Consider the following 21,892-nt stretch of genomic DNA (forward strand, 5'->3'; position numbering starts at 1 on the left):
AGCGACAAAAACCAAGTCTGACTAGATTTTTAAAGAACAAAGTGAAATACACTGGCTCAATGTCACTGACCAAGACCCGCGGCCCTTATGCAAAAGGGGCGGAGCGCCGCGAGCAGATAATCCAGACGGCCACTGACGTTTTTGCCACGGAAGGCTTCGAGGGAACGGCGCTCAAACGGGTTGCCGAGCTGGTCGGCGTGAAGGAAGCAACACTGTTCCACTATTTCCGGGGCAAGCAGGAGCTGTTGACGGCGGTCCTTGCCGAGCGGGACCGGCGCGGCCTGGCCGCCAGTGACGAGGCGGGTGTGGGCCTCCGGCTGTTGGCGCCGATCGCCGAGCGGAACCGCCAGGAGCCGGGGCTTACTACGCTCTACGCCGTGGCCTCAGCCACCGCAAATGACCCGGGGCATGATTCCCACCCCTATTTCCAGGAGCGCTATGCCCAGGTGGTGGAGGAGCTTGCCCAGGACATCGCCCGGCGCCAGGACGCCGGCGAAGTGCGCACGGACGTGTCCGCCACGCTGCTCGCCAGGCTGGTGGTGGCGGCCTTCGACGGCCTGCAGCTGCAGTGGCTCTATGACAAGAGTGTGGACATGGCGGATGGCCTGACGACGCTCGTCGACGTCCTGCTGGCTCCGCCCGCGGACTAGCCTGCGCGGCGCTCCGTGCTGGCCGGTCCCGTGCTGCCGCGGCCTTCCAGGCGTGGCTGGAATACCGTGGGCCCCTCGGGGGCTGCGTCGGAGGGGACGTTGCGAATCAGGTCCCGCATCCGGTGCCATGCCTGCTGGCCGAGCTCGGTGATGGGGACCGCTGCCGTGGTGAGCGTGGGCGTGGTGTAGCGGGCGAACGGGATATCGTCGAAGCCGGTCACCGAGATGTCTTCCGGGACCCGGATGCCGCGCTCGTGGAGTCCGCTCAGCAGGCCCATGGCCACAAGGTCGTTGAAGGCCAGGACGCCGGTGGCTCCGCTCGCAAGGACCGCATCCACTGACTGGTGCCCCACCTCGAAGTTGGAGCCGCCCTCGAGCATCTGCAGGTCAATCTCCGGGTGCGCGGCCTTGAACTTCTCCAGCCCCAGGAGGCGCAGGCCGTTCGACGCGCTCCGCTCGGGACCGGCCAGGAAGGCGAGCCTCGTGTGGCCCAGGCCCACGAGGTGTTCCGCGAGTTCCTGGATGCCCTGCCCATAGTCCACCATCAGACTGGGAGCTTGGGCGTCGGTGGTGCGGTTGATCAGCACCATGGGCTGCAGTGACGGCGCCAGCTCTTCCAATTCGGCATCGCTCATGCGCGGCGCGCACAGCACCAGGCCGTCGCAGCGGCGGCGCGCCTCGCCGGCGAGGATGGCCTCCTCGCTGGAAACCTCGGAGGAATCGGCGATCAGGACGCGGTAGCCGTCCTGGGCGGCGGCCATGCTGAGGCCGCGGAGGATCGCCTGGAACGTGGGGTTGGAGAGGTCCGGCACCACAATGCCGATGGTGTCGGTCTTGCCCAGTGCCAGGCTGCGGCCCACCGGGTTTGGCTGGTAGTTCAGCTCGGTGGCTGCGGCCCGGACCCGGGCGGCGATGGTGGCGTCAACGGTGAAGTTGCCGTTCATGACACGCGACACCGTCGCGTGTGAAACGCCAGCCTTGAGTGCGACGTCGGCAATGCCGATTCGCGGGGTGGTGGCTCTCCTGCCCATGTGGCCCCTTTCCGGGCTTCTCCGACTCCTCCCCGTTTCGGGTGATGGTTGACGTGACCGCCAGAGTCTTGATACAAAGCTTATAACGCGCTGAGAAAACGCTTTCTCATAATTCTCACCGCACCGCTACCGGCCGTCAAGCGGCTAGGGTTCCTGCCTTCCGAAAGGGTTACACCGCAATGGGCAACACAGCCAACACCGTCAATCCAGGCAGCGCCGTCGCAGCCGACGACGCAACTGCCGACGCAGCCGCTCGCTCTGTCCGCTCCGCCAGCCCCGTGCGCAAGGCGCGGATTGTCCTGATCGGCACGGGTGGCCGTTCCGAGATGTACATCCGGGCCATCTACGGCAAGCACTCGGACACTGCGGAACTCGTGGCCTTCTCCGACGTCAACCCCGGCCGTGTGGAGTTCTACCAGAAGCTCATCCAGGAACTCGGCGCTCCCGGCCCCGTTGCGGCCTTTGAACCCGCAGGTCTCACGGCCTTCATCCGGGACAACGATATTGACCGCGTTGTGGTGACCACGCCGGACTACACGCATGCGGACTACATCGTGGAGGCGCTCGAGGCGGGGGCCGACGTCGTCGTCGAAAAGCCGCTCACCATCGATGCCGAAGGCTGCCGCCGCATCACCCAGGCGGTGGAGGAGACCGGCCGGAACGTGGTGGTCACCTTCAACTACCGCTACTCCCCGCGCAACAGCGCCCTGAAGGAAATCATCCAGAGCGGCGTGATCGGCAAGGTCACCTCCATCGACTTCAGCTGGGTCCTGGACACCGTCCATGGCGCGGACTACTTCCGCCGCTGGCACCGCGAAAAGAAGAACTCCGGCGGTTTGCTGATCCACAAGGCATCCCATCACTTCGACCTGGTCAACTGGTGGATCAACGACGTCCCCGAGCGCGTCTTCGCCTCCGGCGGCCTGAAGTTCTACGGCGACAAGAACGCCGCCGAACGCGGCCTCGGCCCGCGTCCGGAACGGGGAACGCCCGACGCCGAAACCCCCGGCATCGGGGACAAAACAGTCGAAAAGGACCCGTTTGCGCTGGACCTGCGGGACGACGAACGCCTCAAGGCACTCTTCCTGGACAACGAACACTACGACGGGTACCGCCGCGACCAGGACGTCTTCACGGCCGGCATCACCATCGAGGACAACCTGGCGCTCGTGGTGGAGTACCAGGGCGGACCGCGCCTGAGCTACTCCCTGAACGCCCACAGCCCGTGGGAAGGCTACCGCGTAGCTGTCAACGGCACCGAAGGCCGGGCGGAGCTTGAAGTCGTGGAGCGCGCCGCCGTCCTGAACAGCACCGACAAGAAGACCGTGGTGGACCCATCTGCGACGCCGGTCGAAGAAGAGGACGCGGTCCGCCGCAACGGCGAACGCCTGGTGGTCCAGCGGCACTGGGAGCAGGCCTACGAGGTGCCCATCGTCAATGGCGAAGGCGGCCACGGCGGGGGCGACGAACTCCTGCTGTCCGATCTGTTCAACGGCCCCGGCGAGGATCCCCTGGGCCGGCCCTCCGGCTACCTGGACGGGCTTCGCTCCGTGTCCGTCGGCATCGCGGGCAACGCCTCACTGGAATCCGGGCTGCCGGTCCGCACCGCGGACCTGGGACTCGGCGTCGATCTTCGCCGCGGCGCCTAGCCCGCGGCCTGAATCCTAAAGGAACCAATATGAGCAGGATCTTTGTCACCGGCGGCTCCGGCCGGCTGGGACGCAGCGTTGTTGCCGGCCTCGCCGGCGCAGGCCACCAGGTCATCTCCGTGGACCGTGACGCCGTTCCCGCCGCCCAGCTGCCCGACGGCGTCGAGCAGCGCACTGCCGACCTCCTGGCGCCGGGAGAGGCGGTACGCCACCTTCGGGAAACAGCGCCCGACGCCGTCGTCCACCTTGCGGCGATCGCCGTACCGTTCAGCGCGCCGGAAGACGTCATCCTCAGCACCAACACGAGGCTGGCGTACGCCGTCATCAGCGCCGCGACGGAACTGCGCATCGGCAAGATCATCACGGCAAGCAGCCCCACGGTGCTGGGCTACGGTTCGCCCGCGGGCTGGTTGCCGGATAGCTTCCCGGTGGACGAGGAAACCACACCCCGGCCCTGGAACGCCTATGCACTGTCCAAGCTCATCGCCGAACAGACGGTGCAGATGTTCGCCGCCGCCCAGGGGGACGCCCTCCGGTACGCGGCCTTCCGTCCCTGCTACGTGATCTCGCCGGAGGAATGGGCGGGCGCGCCCACCCAGCAGGGCCACACCGTCCGCGAACGGCTGGCCGATCCGGCACTGTCCGCGCCGGCACTCTTCAACTACGTGGATGCGCGCGACGTGGCGGACTTCCTGGACCTGCTGCTGGCCAAGATGGACACGATTCCCAACGGCCAGACCTTCTTCGTGGGGGCCGCCGACGCACTGGCCACGGCACCCCTTGCCGAACTGATGCCGCAATTCCTGCCCGGCAGCGCGGAGCTTGCCGCCGGACTCACGGGCACCAGCCCGGCCTTTTCGATCACCAAGGCCCGCGAACTGCTCGGCTGGGAACCCACGCGCAGCTGGCGTACCGAGCTGTCCGGGCCGAACGATGTACAGCCCCTCAATGTTCTGCCCCTCAACGATGAGAACCCCGCCGCGCTGGTCGCGGCCGGCACAGGCTCCAAGGAGACCCCATGAAATTCGATGGCGTACTGTTCTTCCCTGTCACACCCTTCACGCCGGAAGGAGACGTGGACGTGGACATCCTCAAGGAGCACATCACGTCCCGCCTGCCGCACGGTCCGGGCGGAGTGTTCCCGGCCTGCGGCACCGGTGAATTCCATGCCCTGAGCATTGACGAGGTGCGCACAGTGGTGACTGCCGCCGTCGAGGCCGTAGCGGGCCAGGTGCCGGTGGTTGCCGGTGCCGGCGGACCGCTGGGCCATGCGCTTGCCGCTGCCCGGGTGGCCGAGGAAGCCGGAGCCGACGCCCTGCTGGTCCTCCCGCCGTACCTCGTCACCGGCCCCACCGACGGCCTGGTGGCGTACATCGAGGCCGTGGCCGCGGCCAGCAGCCTGCCGGTGATCGTCTACCACCGCGGGAACGCCAAATACACGGCCGCCTCCATGACCCGCCTCGCCGCCAACCCCAAGGTCATCGGCTTCAAGGACGGCCTGGGCGACGTGGGCGTGGCCCAGGAAATCGTCAGCGCCGTTAACGCCACCGGCCGCGAGGACTTCCTGCTCTTCAACGGCCTGCTCACCGCGGAACTGACCCAGGGCGCCTACCGCGGCCTGGGCATCCCGCTCTACTCCTCGGCGGCCTTCGCCATGGCCCCGGAAATCGCCAAGGCCTACTACGACGCCTACGTCTCCGGTGATGAGGACCGCCGGCACGCCCTGCTGGAAGGCTTCTACGCCCCGCTGGTCCGCCTCCGCGACCAGACCCCGGGGTTCGGCGTCTCCCTGATCAAGGCCGGACTCCGGCTGGGCGGCCTGCCGGTGGGCCCCGTCCGCGCCCCGCTGGTCGACCCCACCGAAGAGCAGCTGGTCCAGCTCAAGGCCATCCTGGCCAAGGGCTACGAGCTGGCCGGCCGCTAATGAGTGCGCCCGTCGCCGAAGCCGTCCGGTCGGCGCCGCTCATTAAGGGTCTGTCCACCCGCCTCCTGACGGTCCCGCTGCTGCGCAGCTGGGGCGCGGAGGCACCGGAAAACCACGTGATCGCCACCGGGATCCACACGGACGACGGCGGCACGGGGTACGGGTTCTCCTGGACGCCCACCATCGGCCCGCAGGCGGTCAAGGCGCTCCTGGACTGCGACATCGCGCCCTTCATCGCCGGCCTTGCAGCGAACCCCGAACCGGTTTGGGACCAGCTGTGGAAACGGCTGCACGAGGCGGGCGGCGGGGGACTGACCACCATTGCCATGGCGGGCGTGGACCTTGCGCTATGGGACCTGCAGGCACGCCGTGCCGGCACCTCGGTCACCGGGCTGCTGGGCCAGCGCCAGGATTCGGTGGAGGTGTACGGTTCCGGCGTGAACCTGCACTATTCCCTCGAGGAGCTCGTGGCGCAGGTGGAACGCTGGGTGGCAGCCGGGCACAACGCCGTCAAGATCAAGGTGGGCAAGCCGGACATCCGGGAAGACGCCGAACGTGTTGCCGCTGTCCGGCAGGTCCTCGGGCCGGAGCGGAAGCTCATGATCGACGCCAACCAGCGCTGGGACCTGCCCACCACGTTCCGTGCCTTGGACGTGCTGGGGGAGTTCGGCCTTGACTGGCTCGAGGAACCCCTCCGGGCGGATGACCTCTGGGCGTACCGGCGGCTGCGCCAACAATCCCCGGTGCCCATCGCACTGGGCGAAAACCTGCACAATATCTACCGCTTCCGCGATTTCATCGAGGCGGGAGCGGTGGACATCATCCAGCCCAACATCATCCGCGTCGGCGGCATCACGCCCTTCCGCCGCATCGTTGAACTGGCCCGCACGCACAGCATCAGGGTCATGCCGCACCTGCTGCCGGAGCTCTCCGGCCAGCTCGCGCTGACCATGGCCGAACCCACCCTCGTGGAGGACGTCGAAGACGCCTCCTTCGAACAGCTGGGTGTGCTTGACGGGCCGTCGCCCGTGCTGGTCAGCAACGGCCGGCTCACCCTCGCCGGCCGGGCAGGACTGGGCTTCGCCTTCAGCGGACCATCCGCCGACAACCAGAACAGGAAGTCACTGTGACAACAGCAACCTTTTCACTGTCCGAGCTCACGGCTGCCGCCACCCGGGCCGCCTCCATCGCGGCCGTCGCATCGGACGCCGAGCGCGCAGGCTGGCTCACCGCCGTGGCCGACGCTCTGGACGCCAACGTGGCCGAACTGGTGAAGATCGCCGACTCGGAGACCAGGCTGGGAAAGGCACGGCTCACCGGTGAGGTGGCCCGCACATCCGGGCAGCTGCGGCTGTTCGCCACGGTGATCACCGAAGGTTCCTACCTTGAAGCGGTGATCGACCACGCCGATCCATCGGCTGCGCCGCCCAAGCCTGACCTTCGGCGGCTGCTGAAGCCGATCGGGCCTGTGGCTGTCTTCTCGGCGTCGAACTTCCCGTTCGCGTTCTCCGTGGCGGGCGGCGACACGGCGTCGGCGCTCGCCGTCGGCTGTTCCGTCGTAGTGAAGGCGCACTCCGGCCACCTCAGGCTCTCCGGGCGGACGGCGGAAATCGTCACCGAGGCACTGGCCGCGGCCGGTGCCCCCAAAGGCCTGTTTGCCCTGATCAGCGGCCGTGAGGCCGGCACCGCCCTGGTCCAGGACCCGGCCATTAAGGCCGTCGGCTTCACCGGGTCCATTCCCGGCGGCCGGGCACTGTTCGACCTTGCCGTCTCCCGGCCCGAACCCATCCCGTTCTACGGTGAGCTCGGCAGCCTCAACCCCGTGGTCATCACCGCGGCCGCGCTGGCCGAGCGTTCCAGCCAGCTCGCGGCGGGTCTTGCAGCATCCTTCACGATGGGCGCCGGCCAGTTCTGCACCAAGCCGGGCCTGGTCTTCATTCCGGCAGGCACCGGCTTTGCAGCCGAACTCGCTGAGGCGGCCAAGGGCAAGGACGCGGCGCCCATGCTCACCAGCCGGATCTCCGACGCCTACCCCGACGGCCTGCGGAGCGTGGCTTCGCTGCCCGACGTGACCATCGTCAGCGGCACGGCGGACCAGGACGCCACCCGCGACGGTGCCGCACCGGTGGTATTTTCCACCTCCGCCGCCAACGTCCTGGAACGCCCGGACGAGCTGCTGGAGGAGTGCTTCGGCCCCACCACGCTGCTGATCGAGTACACGGACCAGGCGGAACTCTCAGACGTCCTGGCCAAGGTGCCCGGCAGCCTGACCGCCACAGTCCACGCGCAGCCGGGCGAGGACGTTTCGGGGCTGGTGGAGCAGCTTGCCGGCCTCGCCGGGCGCGTGCTGTTCGATGGCTGGCCCACCGGCGTAGCGGTGAACTGGGCCCAGCAGCACGGCGGCCCGTACCCGGCCACCACGTCGCTGTTCACCTCGGTGGGGGCGACGGCGGTCCGCCGCTTCCAGCGTCCCGTGGCCTACCAGGACGCCCCGGAATCTGTGCTGCATCCTGCGCTGCGGGAAGCCAACCCGCTGGGCATCCCGCGCCGCGTTGACGGCGTTCTGATGCCGTCCTGATCCAGCCCCTGCGCAAGCGACACAGGAAAATCACCCTCCGGAAACGTTGCTGCAATCTTGCTGGAGGATGCTGATCTCAGTTGATGACCAGCCGTAGTTGAAGCGCTGGTCGCAGCACACTTGGCGCCAGGGGAGGGGCTCATTGTGGATGCAGGCGGGAAATCAAACGTCCGGACATGTTCGGAGTTGTCGGCCGGGGAAGAAATCGAGGCCTGGCACAAGGGCCGGCTGTTCCACCGGGGACGCGTGACAGAGACGATTCCGTCCATGGACCTGTTCTGGATCGTGGACTCACGGACGGGGGCGCGCAAGCTGCTGGACGTGGAGGCCCTGGAGATCGTCAGGGTGGAAAAGATCATCCCGGCTGAGGCCGTGCGGACGGAAAATGTCCGGACTGACACTGTGCGGGCTGAAACGGCCCAGGTTGAGACCGCCCGCGTTGAAGCCGCCCGGACTGAGCGGGCCGTCCACGCGGAACGGGCCCCGGTTACGCGGCCGTCCCGACGGGAACCACACGTCGTGTGGTTCTCCTCGGCCTGAGGCGTGCCGTACGGCTGCGTCAGGCCGAGGAGAACGAACCACTGAGCCGGCTCCGCTTTGGGGTGACCGCCGAGCGGGTGACCGCCTAGTGCTTGAGGGCGGCGGGGTCGAGGTGGCTGATGCCGTCCGGCGTGATCTGCAGGACCCGCGCCGTGGAGATGTCATAGAAGAGACCCACAACGTGCACCCGTTCGGCCTGCAAGGCTTCCCGGAGGCCGGGGTGTCGCTCGAGCCTGTCCAGCTGGACAGCAACGTTCACCATCGCCAACTGGTCGACGGCACCGTATCCGGCATCGGCCGCCGCAGCCTGGACCGGATGCCCGTCGCGGAAGGCGGCCAGGCTCGGCCGTGCGTGGTCGAGCCAGACGTCGATGGCGCCCCGCGTCCCTGCGGCCGTCCCGGGTGCCACGCCGGAATCGGACGCAGCACCACCATCGGGTGCAACACCACAATCGGACGCAGCCGTGGCACCGGCACCGTCCGGATCGGCCCACAGCGCCGTCATGGCACCGCAGCCGGAGTGCCCGCAGACCACGATCGACTCCACGGACAGCTCGCTGAGGGCAAATTCCAGGGCCGCCTCAATGGACGCGTCGCGGCCGGTGTCGCCCACCACGTTGCCCACGTTCCGGACGGTGAAGAGGTCGCCGGGACCGCTGCTGGTGATCAGGTTCGGCACCACGCGCGAATCCGAGCAGGCAACGAACAGGGTGCCCGGGTCCTGGAACGAGGACAGCTCCTGCACGTGCGGACGCACCAGGTGGGCGTTCCGCCGGTGATAGTTGTCCACTCCGGTGAGCACCGAGCGCAGCGGCGCGGGTACTTCCGGGCCAGCCGCCGTGTGCCCCGGCAGGAGTCGCCGCTGCCAGCTGCGCCACGGGGCGAATCCGCTCCGAAGGGCAGAACGTGAACTGCCGCGGCTCGGCGGACCGGCCTGGGCATCGTGCAGCGTGGCCGTACCGCTTTCCTCGATGACCACCGTGCCGCCGTTGCCCACATGCCTGTTGCGCCAGGAATCAATGGTGTCGTGCACGGGATGGTCGAGGAAATCCACCTCCAGTTCAACTGTGACATGCGCACCGGCCGGAACTGAGGCCAGCACGGCGCTCAAGCGCGGGAGCGAGAGGAAGCTGCACGATCCGTCGATGACCACGCGCCAGCGGTTCCCGCCGTCGGTCCCGACGTGCTCCGCGTGGATGCTGGCCCGCGCCACACGCCAGACAACCAGGGCTATGGCAAGCACCAGGCCGGTCAGGACCCCGGCGAGCAGGTTGACGAACACCACGCAGAACAGCGTCACACCGTAGACGGTCAGGTCACCGGTCCGGCGGGCTGTCTTGATGTCGGCCGTCCTGACCAGGCGGGAGCCGATCACGATCAGCAGGCCTGCGAGGACAGCCTGGGGAATGAGCTGGATCAGGCCCGCCAGCAGCAGCGAGAAGACCAACACCCAGACACCGTGGAGCACGGCCGACTTGCGTGTACGCGCGCCGGCCTCCAAATTGGTGGCGCTGCGGACGATCACCCCGGTGACGGGCAGGCCGCCCAGCATCCCCGAGGTCACGTTGGCTGCGCCCTGCCCCATGAGTTCACGGTTGAAGTCGGTCCGCTGGCCGTGGTGCATCTTGTCCACGGCCACTGCGGAGAGCAGGGATTCAACGCTGGCGATCAGTGCAATGGTCACCACGCCAAGGACGACTGCCGTCCAGTTCCCGTCGGGGAGTTCGGGCAGGGCAATCGCGCCAAGCAGGGAACCGTCGAAACTGATCCGGTCCACGTTGAAGGGCAGGGAGAGAGCCGTGGCGGCGATGACTGCAACGAGGGGCGCGGGAACCTTGCGGACAGCCGCGGGAAGGTGCTTCCACCCGAGCAGCAGGGCGATCACCACAGCGCCAAGTACTGCCGCGGCGATGTCGGCGGCGAAAATGCTGGCCGGGAAGGCCGTGATGTTCTCCCAGGCTTCACTGGCGGACTCGGCCCCGAGCATCACGTGTATCTGCTGCAGCACAATGGTGATGCCGATGCCCGCCAACATGGCGTGGACCACCACCGGTGCGATGGCCAGCGCCACGCGGCCCACCTTGGCCAGTCCCAGCAGGGCCTGGAGCACGCCGGCCGCGGCGGTGATGGCGCAGGTCACGGGCCAGCCGAACTGTTCGATCAGGCCGGCAACGATGACCGTCAGGCCGGCGGCAGGCCCGCTGACCTGCAGCGGTGAACCGCCCAGGCTGCCGGCCACGATCCCGCCCACGGCGGCCGCAATCAGGCCGGCCATGACCGGCGCACCGGAAGCGGCCGCAATACCGAGCGAAAGCGGGACCGCCACCAGGAACACCACCAGTGATGCTGGCAGGTCCCAACGGAGTCCCGCTGTCAGGAACGTCCTGAGGCTCTTGGGGCCGGGCGGTGCAGGCATGCCTTGCCGGACACTTGCAGGCTCCTGTTCGGCGGGCTTCTGGTCAGTCGGGGCAGGCGGGTCCGTCTTGGCGGGTGCTGATGGCATTGCTGTCCTTCGCTGGTTCGTCGCGGTCCCGTGCCACGCTATTGACGCCCCGGTTCAGCCCGCAAGGGAACTGATGGTGAGATAAAACACGCCAAAAAACCGCTCGAGGCAACGTAACGGAGGCTCAACAAACCGGTTGCAGGGAACGCGGTGCCATCAATTTCCCCATGGTCGGGAGCCGGGCGGGGCCCCACCGAATCCGACTTGGGTTTCAAGTCAAATCCATTCGATGGGGCATCGAATCGGCATACAAGGCGGAAAACTTTCTGTGGATTCCTCCCGAAAACACCTGCCGGTCTATACCAGTGACTCCGTATTGCGGCAGGAGTTTGGGCCTGCGCAATGCTGTGCGGGTGCTGGGAAGCGAGCGCTCACAGCTGCAGCGTCAGCGGCCGGGCGATGCCGTTCACGACGGCGGCTGGCCAGCGATGATCCACCGTGAGGGCGGTGATGCCCGACTCCGTCAGCTGCACCGTGTCCTCGATCTTCACCCCCGGACCCGAGGGGTTCCAGGTGAACGTCTGGTTGCGGACCACAGTGTCGTCGGTGGCGGGCGTGGCCCGCGGATCGCGGCCTGCATAGCCGGCCGGGCCGCCCTGGTGGTGCAGGGTCCACTGGCCTGCGCCGAAGCCGTGCCGGGAGTACGCTTCCTGGATTTCCGCGAAGATGCCGTCCAGCCGGGCACCGGGAACCGTGGCGTCAAAGATGTCCGCCTCCACGGCGGCAATCCGGGCTTCGGCGTCGCGTTCTGCCGGCGTCCCGGCGTCGAACCGCACCCAGCGGGTCACGTTGGCCACCAGCCCGTTGCGCCGCGCACACACCACCGCCATGGCCCGCCGTCCGAGCGGCTCGTGCGTCGGGAGCGGATGCCGGAACTCGCTGCGGCCGGCGCCGTTGCAGAGAAGGACCAGCGGCTCGGCTCCCATCGCCACGATCCGTGCGGCCAAGGCGGAGGCCACACCGAACTCCGTGGTCTCCGGCGTGGCCTTGGACAGTACCTCAGTCATCGCGGCAGCCGCCTCGGCGCAGAGCCTGGCGTACCGGGCGCTTTCGCCCGGCAGGAATTCCTGGCGGGCAGCCCTGAGCTCGGTGGTGACATCCGCTTCTGCCAGCGGTTTCCCGCCGGGGGCGAGCATTGCTGCGGCGGCATGCAGCTCTCCGTGCCAGGGCACGGTGTGGAGGGCGACGCCGTCGGGCAGCTCCTCCGCGGCGATCCGGGCGGCCTCGTTGTTGAACGTGACCAGCTGGTCGCCGTCGCGGTCAACCAGCATGGCCGCGATGGGGTCGCCGGCGAGGCTGATGTGGACCCGGCTCCCGTCCAGGTACCAGGTCAGTGCCGTGTTGGTGGTGAGCAGGAGCGAATCCGCGCCCGCGGCATCCAGGATGTCCAGGACGCGCCGCCGTTTCACGGCGCGATCGGTCGGGTTCCCCGGTGCGGCTCCTTCTGCTGCGGCATTGGTGCCGCCCGGATCCTGCTGTGTCTGCTGGGTAGCGGTATTCATGTGGTTTCCCCCAATGTAGTGATGAGCTGTTCGATTTCGCTGGTGGACAGGAGGCCGTCGGCCACCAGGACCGTGACGGTTCGATGAAGCGGGCTGGCGTGGCTGGCCGTTGCTGCCTGCTCCCACGCCAGGGACAGCCCGACGCCGGGATACCCGGCCGCGCGGACGAACCAGGGATCGCGGGGCTGCCCTGCGCCGGCGCCGGGCAGGAAGGCGCCGGGCAGGAAGACCAAAGTGGCGGGGCCGCCGTCGGACTCTCCGCTCCCGAAGGTTCCGGACCAGGCCAGCCAGGGCGCTGCGGGGGAGGGTGCCGTGCCGTGTATGGCGTCCTCGCCGTCCGCGGCCGCGGTCCATACCGCGGCCCCGCCGACGGCGGGCAGGCGCCAGAAGAAACCGCCGTAGCCGCCCTGCGGCCGGCCGTTCGAGCCCGGGCTGCCGAGTTTGACCGGGTCCGGGCCGGAGGGGGTGAGTTCGAAGTCGAGGGTGAGCCGCCATGTTGAGGCATCGACGGCGGCCCAGCTCCAGGTCCGCCGTTCATTGAGGAGGGGAGACCCGTCCGGCGCCAGCCAGCCTAGGGTTTCGGTCCGCGAACTGCCCTGGTGTTCCACCGCGAGCGTTACGATCCGACCGTGGTCCTTCCGCCAGACGTAGGCCCCGGCGTCGCGGGTGAACGTGCGTCCGCCCCAGAAATTGACGCCGTCCACGTCCTGGACGGCAACCCCCGCGCCAAGGTGCCACACATGGTCCTCGGGCAGATGGTCCGTCACCACGGTGCCGGCCAGGGTGCTGACCGGATGGAGGTACGGCCGCGGCGATGACGTGGGTGCTGTCCGGCTGCCGTCGGCCGGCCTCGCCACCACTTTCCCGTTCACCGTGAACGGAGCTTGGGCGCCGGCAGCCGCTGCCCCGGCCGCGGGCAGGTCATCGGGCAGTTCACGGGGCAGGTCGCGGGCCCAGGGCGCGCCGAGCTCCGCGAACGTGGCCTGCGCCGCCGCGGCCCTGCGCATCAGCTGGCGGATGCCGGCGACCACGGGATGGGCGTCGTCGCCCTCGCCTTCCCAGGTCACGTGCGTGGCGCCAATCGCGCGCGGCGGCTCGGCCGTCCGGATGGCTTCCAGCACCTTCATGAAGGCCCCGTTGCCGGCCAGCGGACTCAGCAGTCCGTGTTCCGGACCGGGGGACCGGCGGGCAGCGAGCAGGTTTTCGAGCAGGTCGGTGCGGCCGAACACCTCGGTGCGCCCGCCGTCGGGCGTGGTGACCGCCAGCCGGTCCTCGGTGTAGAAGAATTCGGCCCGCCCGAGGGTGCCGTGGACCGTGACCGATGGCGCAGTCTGTTCGTCGGCGCACAGCGTCAGGACGCACAGCAGCACGGTGCCGCCGGCAGTCCGCACGCGGATCACCGACGTGTCGTCGCTTTCGGTCGCGTTGGCCCGGTAAAGGTCAGTTTCAACGGACACGACGTCCGCGGCCAGCGCCGCACCGGCGATCCGCAGCCCGGTGGCCACGGCATGCGCCAGTGCATTGGTGGCGACACCGTCCACGACGTCGGTACCGTCCAGGCTCCGTTTGCCCGCCCAGCGCGAGCGTTTGAAGTATCCCTTGGTGCGCACCCAGGTGCCGACGGCGCTGACACCGCGGACCTCGCCGATTTCACCGGACGCCACGAGCCGGTCCAGGGCCGGCAGGGCATGGGAGCCGAGGCTTTGGAAGCCCACCTGGACCAGCCGGCCCGCCTGTTGGGCCGCGACGAGCACGGTGTCGAACTGGGCCAGCGACGCCATGGGCGGTTTCTCAACATAGACATCAGACCCGGCGGCGAGTGCGGCCAGCGCCAGCGGTGCGTGGGTCTGGATGGGGGTGGCCAGGATGACCACGTCCGGCGCCGGCCCGGCGGCCAGGAGTTCCTCCAGGGAAGGGAACGTTGCAACGCCGACAGGCAGGGTGCCCTCCGCCGGTGGCCGAGGGTCCGCCACTGAGACGAGCTCCACGAGGTTGAGCGCGGCGAGCCGGGCCAGGTTGTCCAGGTGGCGGGCCCCATACCCGTGGGCGCCCACGAGGGCGACCCGCGCTGGGAGGGCGGAATCCGGGGCCCCGGTGGATGGCCCCGGCCGCTGGCTGGTCGCGGCGGTGCTGAAGATGTCGGCTGTCATGAGTGTCCGTTCTGGCGGGCGAAGACCCGGTGGGCTGGGGAAAGGGAGTCGAGGAGGAAGCCGGCGGCTTCGTCCTGCATGTCCGTGGTGAAAGCGTGTCCGCCCGGCCAGAAGCTGCCGGTGTAGCGGCCGGACGCATGCTGCGCGCCCAGCAGGGCATCGGCGTCGCGCATTCCGTCCGCAGGGAACAGCTCGTCGGCGAGCGCGTACTGCACCAGGAAGCGGTCCGCCGTCGAGCGCGCCGCGAGCTCGGGATAGTCGCCCAGCCGCGATAGGCCGGGGGTCTGGAAGAGCCAGGAGTGGGCATCCAGGTACGACGGGACCAGCGAGCGGTATGTGGTCATCATGCACGTGACCACGAAACTGCGGACGAGAGGGCTGAGCGCGGCCAGGATCAGCGACCGGCCGCCTCCCCCGGAGAAACCGATGCTGCCCAGCCGGCCGGCGTCCACGCCCGGAAGTCCCGCAAGGACGCGGAGGGCCGCGAGGTCGTCGTGCGCCACCATTCCGGCGAAGCTCGTGCCCAGGAGGCCGGCTGCTTTCGCAACAGTGTCCTCGTGCGCCGCCGCGGCGGCGTCGTAGAGGTCCGCTTCGGAAGGTACGACGCCGGCCTCCCGCCAGAGTGCCTTGCGACCCTCGACGACGGCGGCTGTCCGCCACGGGGGCGTGCCCAGGTCGAAGCGGCGGCTGCCCCAGGAGAAGGCGTCGTGGGCCAGGACCGCGAAGCCCCGGGATGCCAGCCAGGTGGCAAAGGGGCGGCCGCCGTAGAGCTTCCGCTGGAGGGCCGACGTATGCAGGCCGCGATTGGCGGAGTGCGGGTTCACGAGCTGTGCATCCACGAGGCGTTCGGCGCCGCCGGACTTGATGCCGGCATGGCAGTGGAGGGCCAGGACTCCCGGCAACGGGCCGGACGCGCCGGCCGGGCGCAGGAACCAGGCGCGGGTGCGGGGACCGAAACCCAACTGCCAGCTGACCCGTGAAGTAGTGACGCCGTCGTGCGTCTCCTCCGACTCGAAGGCAACTGACTGCAGTACAGCTGAATCCGGCGCAGCCAACTCAATCCCGGCGCCGGAGTTCGCCGGAGCGGACGGGACTCCGAGGGCGTCTGCCAGTTCCTGCCCCGTGGGAGTCTCCGCGACATGGCGCGGGTGTGAGCGCAGGTAGGAAGGCCAGTCCTCGTAACCGCCGACGGCGCTGGGCCGTGGTGCAGTATCCTTGGTGCCCGGATTCATCGGCGCGTCCTGCCGGGTGCAAACATCATTGTCCTGCCTCTCGCAGCTGCTCTGATCCGGAATTGGCCGAATTCCAGAAAACGCTTTCTCAAAAATTAGCAAAAGGCTGTACAGGGGTCAAGAAAGCGTTTACTTTGGTACAAAGCCGCTGTTGGCCGGGTCACTCCGGGAGCCAGGCAGGCGGGTGGTGCCGGAACTGTTTGGCACGGCCCGGGACGGCTAGAGCACTTCACACCAGCACGCCGTGGAAGGCCACGATGACCAAAGGAGACCACATGGCCGCACAGCATTACCCGGGGACGCCGGCAGGCGCCCGTCAACCGAGGGGGACGCAATGAGCGCCATCAGCGAACTGTCCTCCATAGGCCGGCGCAAAGGGCCGGCCACTCCCGAGGAGAAACGCGCGAACCGCCGTGACAACAAGGCGGCCTACATCTTCCTGTTGCCATGGCTGATCGGTCTCGTGGCCATCACTGTTGGCCCCATGATCATGTCCCTCTACCTGTCCTTCACGGACTACAACCTGCTGCAGCCGCCGGAATGGGTGGGGCTGGATAACTTCACCCGCATGCTGGGCGATGCACGGCTGCACAATTCGCTCCGGGTGACCTTCACGTACGTGCTGGTCGGGGTCCCGATGCAGCTGGCGGTCGCGCTGCTGATTGCGCTGGTGCTGGACAAGGGCCTACGTGGCCTGCCGTTCTACCGGTCCATCTTCTACTTGCCGTCCCTGCTCGGCGGCTCGGTGGCCGTCGCCATCCTCTGGAAGCAGATCTTCGGAACCTCCGGCCTGGTGAACCAGGTGCTGGCCATGTTCGGGGTCACCGGACCGGGCTGGATCTCGGATCCGTCCACCTCGCTCGGCTCCATCATCCTGCTCCATGTCTGGACGTTCGGCAGCCCCATGATCATCTTCCTTGCGGGCCTGCGCCAGATTCCCAGCATGTATTACGAGGCGGCCGAGGTTGACGGAGCCACCACCCTGCAGAAGTTCTGGCGGATCACACTGCCGATGCTGAGCCCGATCATCTTCTTCAACCTCGTCCTGCAGATCATTGGCTCCTTCCAGTCCTTCACCCAGGCGTTCATTGTCTCGGGAGGCAACGGCGGACCGTCCGACTCCACGATGTTCTTCACGCTTTACCTCTACCAGAAGGGATTCGGCCAGTTCGACATGGGGTACGCCTCGGCGATGGCCTGGTTCCTGTTGGTGATCATCGGCGCTTTCACGGCCATCAACTTCATCGCTTCAAAGTATTGGGTGTTCTACGATGACTGAACTAAAGACCTTGCCGGCTCCGGAGAAACTGCCGTCCTCCGAAGGGAAAACGACGGGCAAGAGCCCCAGGGGCGGCAGCCGGAAACGCGAATCCCGGGGAACGCTGGCTTTCAGCCGCGGCGCGCGGATCAAGGCGCTGGCCAAACATGCCGTTCTGATCATTGCCGGCGGCGTCATGATCTACCCGCTGCTGTGGATGGTGGTTTCATCGCTGCGGCCCAACGACCTGATCTTCCGCGAACCCGGGCTCTGGCTGAACAGCCTGGAGATGGGCAATTATGTCGACGGCTGGTCCGCGCTAACCCACCCCTTCGGGCACTACATGCTCAACTCCGCGGTGGTGGTGATCGGCTCCATCCTGGGCAACCTGATCTCCTGCTCCATGGCCGCCTACGCCTTCGCGCGGCTGCAGTTCAGCGGCAAGAAGCTGTTCTTCGGCATCATGCTGCTGACCATCATGCTGCCGTTCCACGTGATCATCGTGCCGCAGTACATCCTGTTCTCGCAGATCGGCTGGGTGAACACGTTCTGGCCGCTGATTGTGCCCAAGCTCCTGGCGACGGACGCGTTCTTCGTGTTCCTCATGGTGCAGTTCATCCGCGGCATTCCGAAGGAACTGGATGAAGCCGCACGGATCGACGGCGCCGGCCACCCGCGCATCTTCCTGCAGGTCATCCTGCCGCTGATGGTCCCGGCCCTGGCCACCACCACCATCTTCACGTTCATCTGGACCTGGAACGACTTCTTCGGAGCCCTGATCTACCTGACGGATCCCGAGATGTTCACCGTCCCGGTGGCCCTGCGGGCGTTTGTGGACTCGCAGTCCGCGACAAGCTGGGGCTCGCTCTTCGCGATGTCCATCGTGTCCCTGCTGCCCGTGTTCCTGGTGTTCCTCTTCGGCCAGCGCTTCCTCATCAAGGGAATCGCGACCACCGGCATCAAATAGGCAGGGCTGTACCGCGGCGGGCCGGGCCGCGGGCCTGGTCAGGCTACAGAGTTCCGGGCCGCGGGCCTGGTCAGGCTACAGAGTTCCGGGCCGCGGGCCTGGTAGTTCCTAGCGGTTCCTGGCGGTTCCTGGGGTGGATGGGCGTTCGTTGCCCCTCCGCCCCAGCCCCTTGGGCCAGGTGTCCAAATTGGCAGACGAAACGTCTTGTATTACAAGTGTCTAGCTTGTATTCTCAGGTATGAGAAAGCGTTTTCTCGCCAGCTTTCAAGTCATTCAGTTTTCGAACCCAATCAGCTTTCAAGATCAAAGAAGATCGGAGAATCCAGTGCCGCTATTTTCCCGCCCTGCCTCAGCCGCCAGTCGTGGCGCAGCAGGGGCAAAATCCGCCCAGTCCCGGCGGGGGCTGCGCCGAACCGGCGCGGTCGCCGCAGCTGCCGCCGTCGTCCTTGCCCTCAGTGCCTGCGGTGGGGGAGCCGCTCCGCAGACTGCCGACGGCAAGGTTGAACTCCGCTTCTCCTGGTGGGGAGGCGACAAGCGCGCACAGCTGACACAGGCCGCGATTGCTGCCTTCGAAGCCGAGAATCCGAACATCAAGATCAAGCCCGAGTTTGGTGACTGGAGCGGTTACTGGGACAAGTTGGCCACCCAGGTTGCGGCCAATGACGCCCCGGACATCATCCAGATGGACGAAAAGTACATCACGGAGTACTCCAGCCGCGGTGCCCTGCTGGATCTTTCCAAGTACGACATCGACACGTCCAAGCTTGACGAAGCCGCCCTCAATGCCGGCAAGAACGAGGACGGTCTGACCGGCATTGCCGCCGGAATCAACGCGGCCACTATTCTGGCCAACCCGGCCGTCTTCAAGGCTGCAGGCGTTGAGATGCCTGATGACAGCACATGGACGTGGGAAGACTTCGAACGCATCGCCGCCGAGGTCACGGCGAAGTCGCCGAAGGGTACGTACGGCGCCGCCGCTTATGGAACCGACGAAGCCTCGCTCGGTGTTTGGCTTCGGCAGAACGGCAAGTCGCTGTACACCAGTGACGGGAAGCTCGGCTTCGAACCGAACGACATCGCCGAGTGGTGGGCGTTCCTGAAGGAGCTCAGCCAGAAGAAGGCCGTGCCCACTGCCTCCGAGGTGGTTGAGGCCGAGGCTGCACCGCTGGATCAGAGCGGCCTCGCCACGGGCAAGAACGGGCTCGCCTTCTGGTGGTCCAACCAGTTGCCGGCCCTGGAGAAGGCTGCCGGCGGCGAGCTGCAGATCCTGCGGTTCCCGTCCAAGACCGGTAGCTCGGCCGACGCCAATCTTTGGTACAAGGCTTCCCAGTTCTGGTCCGCGTCTTCCCGCACCAAGCACCCTGAAGAAACCGCTAAGTTCATCGACTTCCTGGCCAACAACACCAAGGCCGGCGAAGCGCTCCTGGCCGACCGCGGCGTGTACCCCAACTCCGATGTCCGGGCAGCAATCGAGCCCAAGCTGACCCCCGCCGACATCAAGGTGGTCAAGTTCATCGACCAGATCAAGGGCGAGCTCGGCGAGGCTCCGGCTCCGCCGCCGAAGGGCGCTGGTGCCATCCAGGAGATCGTCAAGCGCTACACCTCGGAGGTGCTCTTCGACCGGCTGTCCACTGAGGAAGCCGGAAAGAAGGCCGTTGATGAAATGAAGTCGGCCATCAGCTAGCTCTCGAAGCTAAGCAGCCCGCGGATCCCAGGCTTGTCCGCAGATCCTGACCTTGCAGGGCAGGAGCTGCGGACAAGCCTCCGTCGTGTGCGGTGGAGGTCCGGCGACGTAGTTAGTCCTCCGCGATCACCGCCACGCCGCCGGCCGGAACCGTACCTGCGAACCGCTCGCCGGACAGCAGCTCTTCCCCTGCCACACGGACCGTGGCATCGGCGCGCGAGTGGTTGATGGCGAACACGAAGCTCCTGCCGTCGGCGCCGCGGCGGCGCGTCAATTCGACCCCCTGGTCAGCTTCGGCCACTGCGGCAACTCCGGACTCGGCGAGCAGGCGGTCCACCAGTGCTTCGATCCCGTCCTGATCCGGGAACGTGGCCAAGTACCAGGCCGAACCCGCGCCCTCGGGACGACGGGTCAGGGCGGGAACGCCGTCGAGCGGATATTCAGTGAACGTCGCGAGGACCTCGGCCGGCCCGTCCGTGGAGGCGTCCCCCGAAACATCTGCCACGTGTACGTGCTCGCTCCACACCGAGCCCACCCAGCCGACGCCCGGCCCATCGCCGGGGCCGTTGCTGAGCTTGACGGTCGACCCGGCCAGCAGTGGATGGAATTCCTCCACGGTGACGCCCAGCAGGCCACGGAACGCGCCGGGGTAACCGCCGAGCCGGATGTGGTCCCGTTCGTCGACGATCCCGCTGAAGTAGCTGACCAGGACGGTGGCCCCGGCCCGCGCAGCCGAAGCGATGTTGGCAGCGGCCGCGTCCGTCACCGAATAGAGCGTGCACACCAGGACCAGGTCGTAGCCCTCCAACGAGGCTGAAGGATGGACCAGGTCCGCCGCAATCCCGCGCAGGAACAGCGAACGGTGGAAAGCCCGCATCAGGTCCAGGTATTTGACGTCATGGCTCGGGTGGGAATCGATTTCGCTGGCCCACCAGGCTTCGTAGTCGAACACGATGGCCGCCCGGGACTCAACCCGCGACCCGCGCACGGGCGCCAGCCGCTTCAGGGAGGCACCCAGCTCCACCACCTCGCGCCAGACACGGGTATCGCGCCCGCCGTGGGGGACCATGGCGGAGTGGAATTTCTCCGAACCGGCGAAGCTTTGCCGCCACTGGAAGAACATCACGGCGTCGGCACCGCGGGCCACGTGCGCCAGGGAATTGCGCAGCATTTCGCCCGGCATCTTGGGCTGGTTGCGCGGCTGCCAGTTGACGGCCGACGTCGAGTGTTCCATCAGGATCCACGGGTCACCGCCCGCAACGCCGCGCGTGAGATCCGCGCTGAACGCGAGCTCGATCTGCCGTTCCGGATCGGCGGCCACCAGATAGTGGTCGTTGGCGATCACGTCCAGATCCTTGGCCCAGTCGAAATAGTCCATGGACTTCGTTGCGCTCGAAACCATGAGGTTGGTGGTGGCTGGCACCCCCGGAGTCACCTCCCGCAGCACCTCGAGCAGGGCATGGTAGTAGTCCATCAGGGCCCAGGAATTGAAACGCTGGAAGTCCAGCTGCTGGCCCGGATTCAGCGTGGAAGGTGCCACCCGCGGCGGCAGGATTTCCTCAAACGAAGCGTAGTGCTGGGACCAGAAGGCCGTCCCCCACGCCGCGTTCAGGGCATCGATGCTCCCGTAGCGCCGTTCGAGCCAATCGCGGAAGGCAGCCGCGTCCTCGTCGCCGTAGAACTCCGAGACGTGGCAGCCGAGTTCGTTGTCCACGTGCCACAAAGCCAGCGCCGGGTGGTCCTTGTAACGCTCTGCCAGCACCCGGGTGATGCCGGTGGCGTACCGCCGGTAAACGGCCGACGACGGCGTGTAGTGCCGCCGTGAGCCCGGCCCCAGCACGGTCCCGTCAGCCGTGACCGGCAGGATTTCGGGGTGCTTGCGCACGAGCCAGGCCGGGGGAGCGGCGGTAGCGGTCGCGAGGGCCACCTTGATGCCTGCGGCCGCCAGATTGTCCAGGACATCGTCCAGCCAGCCGAAGTCATATTCGCCTTCGGACGGCTCGAGCAGCCCCCAGGAGAAGATGCCCACGCTGAGGAAGGTGACCCCGGCTTCCTTCATCAGTTCCAGGTCCTCCATTCGGACACTGACCGGCCACTGTTCGGGGTTGTAGTCGCCTCCGTAGGCGATGCCCTCGAGGCTGGTCCACACCGCGGGCGCAGGTGGTTTTTCCTGGGGTGACATGGGACTCCTTCGTCGTTGCTGATGCATGGTGCCGGCAAGAAA

The 21,892-nt window shown here is 67.3% G+C and carries 16 protein-coding genes; 10 read left to right on the forward strand and 6 right to left on the reverse strand.

The features are described 5' to 3' along the window. Window positions 1-59 precede the first annotated feature (59 nt). The gene (locus tag AB0N24_RS13455) at window positions 60-650 is read left to right on the forward strand and encodes a TetR/AcrR family transcriptional regulator (RefSeq protein ID WP_364124876.1); all 591 of its coding nucleotides are present in this window, start codon (window positions 60-62) and stop codon (window positions 648-650) included. Here the strand turns inward: AB0N24_RS13455 and AB0N24_RS13460 are convergent. Next, a complete protein-coding gene (locus AB0N24_RS13460) occupies window positions 647-1,681 on the reverse strand; it encodes a LacI family DNA-binding transcriptional regulator (protein WP_364124879.1) in 1,035 nt (344 codons plus the stop codon). The two genes, AB0N24_RS13455 and AB0N24_RS13460, sit on opposite strands and share 4 nt — an antisense overlap. A 179-nt stretch (window positions 1,682-1,860) precedes the next feature. Here AB0N24_RS13460 and AB0N24_RS13465 point away from each other — a divergent pair, with 179 nt between their 5' ends. The 6 genes from AB0N24_RS13465 to AB0N24_RS13490 all read left to right on the forward strand — a co-directional run bounded on the left by AB0N24_RS13465 (window position 1,861) and on the right by AB0N24_RS13490 (window position 8,372). After that, window positions 1,861-3,330 (forward strand): Gfo/Idh/MocA family oxidoreductase, encoded by a 1,470-nt coding sequence (locus AB0N24_RS13465; protein WP_364124881.1) that lies wholly within the window; start codon window positions 1,861-1,863, stop codon window positions 3,328-3,330. A gap of 29 nt (window positions 3,331-3,359) precedes the next feature. Further along, window positions 3,360-4,352, forward strand: a complete 993-nt coding sequence (locus AB0N24_RS13470; protein ID WP_364124883.1) for an NAD(P)-dependent oxidoreductase — start codon at window positions 3,360-3,362, stop codon at window positions 4,350-4,352. Next, on the forward strand, window positions 4,349-5,254 hold the full coding sequence (locus tag AB0N24_RS13475) for a 5-dehydro-4-deoxyglucarate dehydratase (protein WP_364124886.1): 906 nt from the start codon (window positions 4,349-4,351) through the stop codon (window positions 5,252-5,254). The genes AB0N24_RS13470 and AB0N24_RS13475 overlap by 4 nt, the downstream gene beginning before the upstream one ends. Next, window positions 5,254-6,384: a mandelate racemase/muconate lactonizing enzyme family protein gene (locus AB0N24_RS13480; RefSeq protein ID WP_364124888.1), complete on the forward strand. Its 1,131-nt coding sequence runs from the start codon at window positions 5,254-5,256 to the stop codon at window positions 6,382-6,384. Before AB0N24_RS13475 ends, AB0N24_RS13480 begins: the two co-directional genes overlap by 1 nt. Next, window positions 6,381-7,832, forward strand: coding sequence for an aldehyde dehydrogenase (NADP(+)) (locus tag AB0N24_RS13485; protein ID WP_364124890.1), 1,452 nt, complete (start codon window positions 6,381-6,383; stop codon window positions 7,830-7,832). Before AB0N24_RS13480 ends, AB0N24_RS13485 begins: the two co-directional genes overlap by 4 nt. 246 nt (window positions 7,833-8,078) lie before the next feature. Beyond that, window positions 8,079-8,372, forward strand: a complete 294-nt coding sequence (locus AB0N24_RS13490; protein ID WP_364124893.1) for a hypothetical protein — start codon at window positions 8,079-8,081, stop codon at window positions 8,370-8,372. Between the two features lie 85 nt (window positions 8,373-8,457). Here AB0N24_RS13490 and AB0N24_RS13495 read toward each other — a convergent pair whose 3' ends face one another. From AB0N24_RS13495 to AB0N24_RS13510, 4 genes are all read right to left on the reverse strand, one after another. Then, window positions 8,458-10,875, reverse strand: a complete 2,418-nt coding sequence (locus AB0N24_RS13495) for a bifunctional SulP family inorganic anion transporter/carbonic anhydrase (RefSeq protein ID WP_364124895.1) — start codon at window positions 10,873-10,875, stop codon at window positions 8,458-8,460. A gap of 371 nt (window positions 10,876-11,246) precedes the next feature. After that, window positions 11,247-12,377, reverse strand: coding sequence for a M24 family metallopeptidase (locus tag AB0N24_RS13500; protein ID WP_364124898.1), 1,131 nt, complete (start codon window positions 12,375-12,377; stop codon window positions 11,247-11,249). Continuing rightward, window positions 12,374-14,527, reverse strand: coding sequence for a DUF6807 family protein (locus AB0N24_RS13505; protein WP_364124901.1), 2,154 nt, complete (start codon window positions 14,525-14,527; stop codon window positions 12,374-12,376). Before AB0N24_RS13505 ends, AB0N24_RS13500 begins: the two co-directional genes overlap by 4 nt. After that, window positions 14,524-15,759: an acetylesterase gene (locus tag AB0N24_RS13510; protein WP_364124903.1), complete on the reverse strand. Its 1,236-nt coding sequence runs from the start codon at window positions 15,757-15,759 to the stop codon at window positions 14,524-14,526. Before AB0N24_RS13510 ends, AB0N24_RS13505 begins: the two co-directional genes overlap by 4 nt. Window positions 15,760-16,093: 334 nt before the next feature. Here AB0N24_RS13510 and AB0N24_RS13515 point away from each other — a divergent pair, with 334 nt between their 5' ends. From AB0N24_RS13515 to AB0N24_RS13525, 3 genes are all read left to right on the forward strand, one after another. Then, complete coding sequence (locus AB0N24_RS13515; RefSeq protein WP_364124906.1) at window positions 16,094-17,038, forward strand: sugar ABC transporter permease; 945 nt, start codon at window positions 16,094-16,096, stop codon at window positions 17,036-17,038. Then, window positions 17,031-17,984, forward strand: coding sequence for a carbohydrate ABC transporter permease (locus AB0N24_RS13520; protein ID WP_364124909.1), 954 nt, complete (start codon window positions 17,031-17,033; stop codon window positions 17,982-17,984). Before AB0N24_RS13515 ends, AB0N24_RS13520 begins: the two co-directional genes overlap by 8 nt. 325 nt (window positions 17,985-18,309) lie before the next feature. Further along, window positions 18,310-19,668: an extracellular solute-binding protein gene (locus AB0N24_RS13525; protein ID WP_364124912.1), complete on the forward strand. Its 1,359-nt coding sequence runs from the start codon at window positions 18,310-18,312 to the stop codon at window positions 19,666-19,668. Between the two features lie 112 nt (window positions 19,669-19,780). Here AB0N24_RS13525 and AB0N24_RS13530 read toward each other — a convergent pair whose 3' ends face one another. Further along, entirely contained in the window at window positions 19,781-21,850 is a 2,070-nt protein-coding gene (locus AB0N24_RS13530) for a beta-galactosidase (protein ID WP_364124914.1), read from the reverse strand. Window positions 21,851-21,892: the final 42 nt, after the last annotated feature.

The sequence above is a fragment of the Arthrobacter sp. NPDC093128 genome, from assembly GCF_040683875.1.
GTDB lineage: Bacteria > Actinomycetota > Actinomycetes > Actinomycetales > Micrococcaceae > Arthrobacter.

Bases quoted from the DNA above. Each gene is read 5' to 3' on its own strand.
- AB0N24_RS13530 (WP_364124914.1), bottom strand. From the start codon at position 21,850: ATGTCACCCCAGGAAAAACCACCTGCGCCCGCGGTGTGGACCAGCCTC.
- AB0N24_RS13475 (WP_364124886.1), top strand. From the start codon at position 4,349: ATGAAATTCGATGGCGTACTGTTCTTCCCTGTCACACCCTTCACGCCG.
- AB0N24_RS13470 (WP_364124883.1), top strand. From the start codon at position 3,360: ATGAGCAGGATCTTTGTCACCGGCGGCTCCGGCCGGCTGGGACGCAGC.
- AB0N24_RS13455 (WP_364124876.1), top strand. From the start codon at position 60: ATGTCACTGACCAAGACCCGCGGCCCTTATGCAAAAGGGGCGGAGCGC.
- AB0N24_RS13515 (WP_364124906.1), top strand. From the start codon at position 16,094: ATGAGCGCCATCAGCGAACTGTCCTCCATAGGCCGGCGCAAAGGGCCG.
- AB0N24_RS13505 (WP_364124901.1), bottom strand. From the start codon at position 14,527: ATGACAGCCGACATCTTCAGCACCGCCGCGACCAGCCAGCGGCCGGGG.
- AB0N24_RS13480 (WP_364124888.1), top strand. From the start codon at position 5,254: ATGAGTGCGCCCGTCGCCGAAGCCGTCCGGTCGGCGCCGCTCATTAAG.
- AB0N24_RS13510 (WP_364124903.1), bottom strand. From the start codon at position 15,759: ATGAATCCGGGCACCAAGGATACTGCACCACGGCCCAGCGCCGTCGGC.
- AB0N24_RS13465 (WP_364124881.1), top strand. From the start codon at position 1,861: ATGGGCAACACAGCCAACACCGTCAATCCAGGCAGCGCCGTCGCAGCC.
- AB0N24_RS13500 (WP_364124898.1), bottom strand. From the start codon at position 12,377: ATGAATACCGCTACCCAGCAGACACAGCAGGATCCGGGCGGCACCAAT.
- AB0N24_RS13460 (WP_364124879.1), bottom strand. From the start codon at position 1,681: ATGGGCAGGAGAGCCACCACCCCGCGAATCGGCATTGCCGACGTCGCA.
- AB0N24_RS13520 (WP_364124909.1), top strand. From the start codon at position 17,031: ATGACTGAACTAAAGACCTTGCCGGCTCCGGAGAAACTGCCGTCCTCC.
- AB0N24_RS13495 (WP_364124895.1), bottom strand. From the start codon at position 10,875: ATGCCATCAGCACCCGCCAAGACGGACCCGCCTGCCCCGACTGACCAG.